3 protein-coding genes are annotated in these 3,802 nt (G+C 67.6%); all 3 read right to left on the bottom strand.

Going from position 1 to position 3,802, the window contains the following annotated elements; genetic code table 11:
* Positions 1–56: 56 nt before the first annotated feature.
* The 3 genes from ACK59X_RS05385 to ACK59X_RS05395 all read right to left on the bottom strand — a co-directional run bounded on the left by ACK59X_RS05385 (position 57) and on the right by ACK59X_RS05395 (position 3,635).
* On the bottom strand, positions 57–1,571 hold the full coding sequence (locus tag ACK59X_RS05385; protein WP_409955830.1) for an ABC transporter ATP-binding protein: 1,515 nt from the start codon (positions 1,569–1,571) through the stop codon (positions 57–59).
* Between the two features lie 8 nt (positions 1,572–1,579).
* Positions 1,580–2,530 carry a 5'-methylthioadenosine/S-adenosylhomocysteine nucleosidase gene (locus tag ACK59X_RS05390; protein ID WP_409955832.1) on the bottom strand — a complete coding sequence of 317 codons (951 nt, stop codon included), beginning with the start codon at positions 2,528–2,530 and terminating at the stop codon, positions 1,580–1,582.
* A gap of 94 nt (positions 2,531–2,624) precedes the next feature.
* On the bottom strand, positions 2,625–3,635 hold the full coding sequence (locus ACK59X_RS05395) for a BMP family protein (RefSeq protein WP_409955834.1): 1,011 nt from the start codon (positions 3,633–3,635) through the stop codon (positions 2,625–2,627).
* Positions 3,636–3,802: the final 167 nt, after the last annotated feature.

The following is a 3,802-nucleotide window of genomic DNA, read 5'->3' on the forward strand; positions in this document are numbered from 1 at the left end:
AACCACAGGGCCAACTGCCCCTGGGACGAACCCTGCGCCCGCGCCACCCCCACGATCTAGCCCTGCCCAACCACGCCCACACGGAGACAGACACGCAGCACCTCCCCGAGCAACTGTCTCATGAACATGATGGACAGCCCCACGGCCAACACCTCGTCGAGGTCGTCCGAGATCAGCAGCACGGCCGCGCCGCCGTCGCGCGCGGCGATCAACTGCTGCTGCACGAAGGTGACGGCGCCGATATCCAGGCCCCAGGTGGGCTGGTGCGCCACGATGAGCCGAGGGGGCGGGGCATCGCCTGGTGGCAGCAGGGCGCGCCCGAGGATCAGCTTTTGCATGTTGCCGCCCGAGAGTGAACGCGCCGGCGTGTCGGGCCCGCCGCCGCGCACGTCGAAAGTGGTGGCCACGCGCTGGGCATGCTGGCGCGCGGCGGCGCGCTTGACCCAGAAGCCTCGGAACCAGGGGTGGGCGAACCAGTGGCTGCGCAGGCGCTCGGACACGGCGTTCTCCCACACCGGCAGGTCGCCCACCACGCCCACGGCGTGGCGGTCCTCGGGGATGCGGGCCACGCCCTGGTTCACCACCCAGGCCGGCCGGGCCTGCAGCGGCGCGCCGAGCAGCGTCACCTGGCCGGCGGTGGCGGTGCGCACGCCGCACAGCACGTCGGCCAGCGCCACCTGGCCATTGCCCGAGACACCGGCAATGGCGACGATCTCACCCGCGTTCAGCGTGAGCGACACGTCCCGCAGCCGGTCGCGGCCTGTGGGCGCGGTGGAGACGTTGGCCAGTGTGCACACAGGTGCGCCCACGTTCTTCGCGGGGCGGCGCTCGCTGGCCTCGATGGCATGGCCCACCATCCACTGGGCCAACTGGCCCTGGGTGGTACCCTGGGCCGGCGCCTCCGCCACGAGCTTGCCCTGGCGCAGCACGGCCACGCGGTGCGAGACGCGCAGCACCTCGGCGAGCTTGTGGCTGATGAAGATGATGGACAGGCCCTGGGCCACCATCTGCGACAGGGTGTGGAACAGTGCCTCGCTCTCCTGCGGGGTGAGCACGGCGGTGGGCTCGTCCAGGATCAGAATGCGCGCGCCGCGGTAAAGCGCCTTGAGGATCTCGACCCGCTGGCGTTCGCCCACCGAGAGGCTGCCCACCCGCGCATCGGGCTGCACCGGCAGGCCGAAGCGGGCGGACACGGCCAGCAGCTTTTCGCGTGCGGCGCTGCGGCGCGAAAAGGGCTGCCACAACGGCTCGCTGCCCAGCAGCACGTTGTCCAGCACCGTGAGGTTGTCGGCCAGCGTGAAGTGCTGGTGCACCATGCCGATGCCGGCAGCCAGTGCCGCGCGCGGCTGGCCCGGGGGCAGGGGCTGGCCGAAGACCTCGATGTGGCCCTCGTCGGCCACATAGTGGCCGAACAGGATGGACATCAGCGTGGACTTGCCCGCGCCGTTCTCGCCCAGCAGCGCCAGCACCTCGCCGCGCGCCAGCGTGAGGCCGATGCCGTCGTTGGCCACCAGCTTGCCGAAGCGCTTGGTGATGCCGGTGAGGCGCAAGACGGTTTCTGCAGGCTCCATGGATCGGGCTACCGCCAGGCTGCGAGAAATGCCTGCAGCACCTTGGCCGAGTTGGCGGCCGCCAGGTGCATGAAGGTGTCCATCTCGTTGGCGCCATCGCCGCCACCGGCCAGGTCGCTCAGCGAGCGGAAGGCTATGTAGGGCACGCCGTTGCTGTGCGCCACCATGGCGGTGGCGGCGGTCTCCATGTCGAGCACATTGGCCTCGAAGGTCTTGAACGCATACTCCCGGAAGGCCTTGTTGTCCACAAAGGCCTGGCCCGACACGCCATTGCCGCCCACCACCATGCGCGGGCGCTCCTTCAGGCAGTGGCTGGCGTGGCAGTGTTCCAGGGGTACCGTGGCCAGGCCGCTGGCCACGGCCAGCATGCCCGGATCGGCCTCGAACCAGAACTTCTTGGTGATCGCGGGGTTGGCGGCCGAGCGCACCTCCACCGGGCGCGGGTGCATCATGCCGTAGGCGGGCAAGGTGAGTTCGGCCTGCATCCAGCCCGGGGCCGAATACTTGCCGGGCTGGTCCTCGCGCGCCATGAGCCATTCCATGTACTGGCCCCAGCGCGCCGGCACGGTCACGTCGCCGATATGCAGGCCGGGGTTCACGCCGCCGGCAATGCCGGAGAAGACGATGTGGCTGACGTTGAAACGGTCCAGCACCAGCTGCGTGTTCATGGCCGCATTGGTCATGCTGATGCCCGAGAGGAAGACCACCACGGGCTTGCCCTGCAGCGTGCCGGTGGTGAACTCCACGCCGTTGATGCTGTGCCTGGCGGGCTGCTGCACCTGGGGCAGCAGCACGGTGAGTTCGGGCGCAAAGGCCGAGATCACGGCGATGCGCGGCGTGCTGTCAAGGCGAGTGCCCTGGACTGCGGGGCTGGACGCGCAGCCCGCCAAGGCACCGGCCAGGGCCAGCGTGCCGAGCAGTTGGGCGATGCGACGGGAGAGCAATGCGGTGAAGATCATGGGCAACAGGGTAAGCGATGGACAGTACCAATGAAAAGGGCCACCGCAGTCAAGTAGGTGGCCCCGAATGGCGCACGCAAGCGCCGCCTGCAGCTTATTTGGCCGTGGACTTGGGCTGGCTGTCGTCCACCTTCACGGTGAACTTGCCGGCCAGGATCTCGGCCTCCCTGGCCTTGACCTTGGCCACGATGTCGGCCGGTACCTTCTTCTCGAAGGTGCCCAGGGGCGCGAGTTCCGAGCCCTTGTGCTTCATCATCGAATACGGGCCATAGTCCTCGGCCGTGAACTTGCCGTCCTTGACCAGCTTGAGCGCGCGGTCGATGCTGGGCTCCATGTGCCACAGGGCCGATGCGACCACCGTGTCGGGGTACTTGTCCTGGGTGTTGATCACGTTGCCGATGGCCAGCTTGCCCTTTTCCTTGGCGGCATCGCTCACGCCGAAGCGCTCGGCGTACAGCACGTCGGCGCCCTTGTCGATCATGGCGAAGGTGGCTTCCTTGGCCTTTGGTGGGTCGAACCAGCTGTTGATGAAGCTCACGGTGAACTCCACCTTGGGGTTCACTTCCTTGGCGCCGGCCATGAAGGCGTGCATCAGGCGGTTCACCTCGGGGATGGGGAAGCCGCCGACCATGCCGATCTTGTTGGTCTTGGTCATGCCGCCCGCCACCATGCCCGACAGGTAGGCCGGCTCCTGGATGTAGTTGTCGAACACGCTGAAGTTGGGAGCCTGCGGCTTGCCCGAGGAGCCGAGCAGGAACGAGGTCTTGGGGAAGTCCTTGGCCACCTTGCGCGCGGCGGCTTCCACGGCGAAGGCTTCGCCCACGATGAGCTGGTTGCCGCCGGTGGCGTACTCGCGCATCACGCGCTCGTAGTCGGCGTTGGTCACGTTCTCGCTGGACTTGTACTCGATCTCGCCGCGCGCCTCGGCCGCCTTGAGCGCCTTGTGGATGCGGCTGACCCACTGCTGCTCGTAGGGCACCGTGTAGATCGCTGCCACCTTGGTCTTGGCCTGGGCCATCGCGGCGCCGGGCGCCAGCCCGATCATGGCCGACAGTGCCAGCGAGGTGGAGAACAGGTGGCCGGTGAAGATGCGGCGTGAGGTCATGGAGTGGGTCCTTCTTCGGATGGAGGATGGGCGATCGGATCTGGCGTTGTCTCAAGCAATTAGTGCGCCAATGGATCGCAGGCGCTGGCATGCAGTCTGCCAGAAGAAAGCCACCAGTTGGTAAAAATTCGCACCGGCTTGGGGCGTAAAAAAAGCCGCCCAAGGAC

It is taken from the genome of Acidovorax sp. (genome assembly GCF_046339755.1).
Classification (GTDB): Bacteria; Pseudomonadota; Gammaproteobacteria; order Burkholderiales; family Burkholderiaceae_C; genus Acidovorax.

Coding starts and splice junctions, on each gene's coding strand:
- ACK59X_RS05385 (WP_409955830.1), bottom strand. CDS start 1,571: ATGGAGCCTGCAGAAACCGTCTTGCGCCTCACCGGCATCACCAAGCGC.
- ACK59X_RS05390 (WP_409955832.1), bottom strand. CDS start 2,530: ATGATCTTCACCGCATTGCTCTCCCGTCGCATCGCCCAACTGCTCGGC.
- ACK59X_RS05395 (WP_409955834.1), bottom strand. CDS start 3,635: ATGACCTCACGCCGCATCTTCACCGGCCACCTGTTCTCCACCTCGCTG.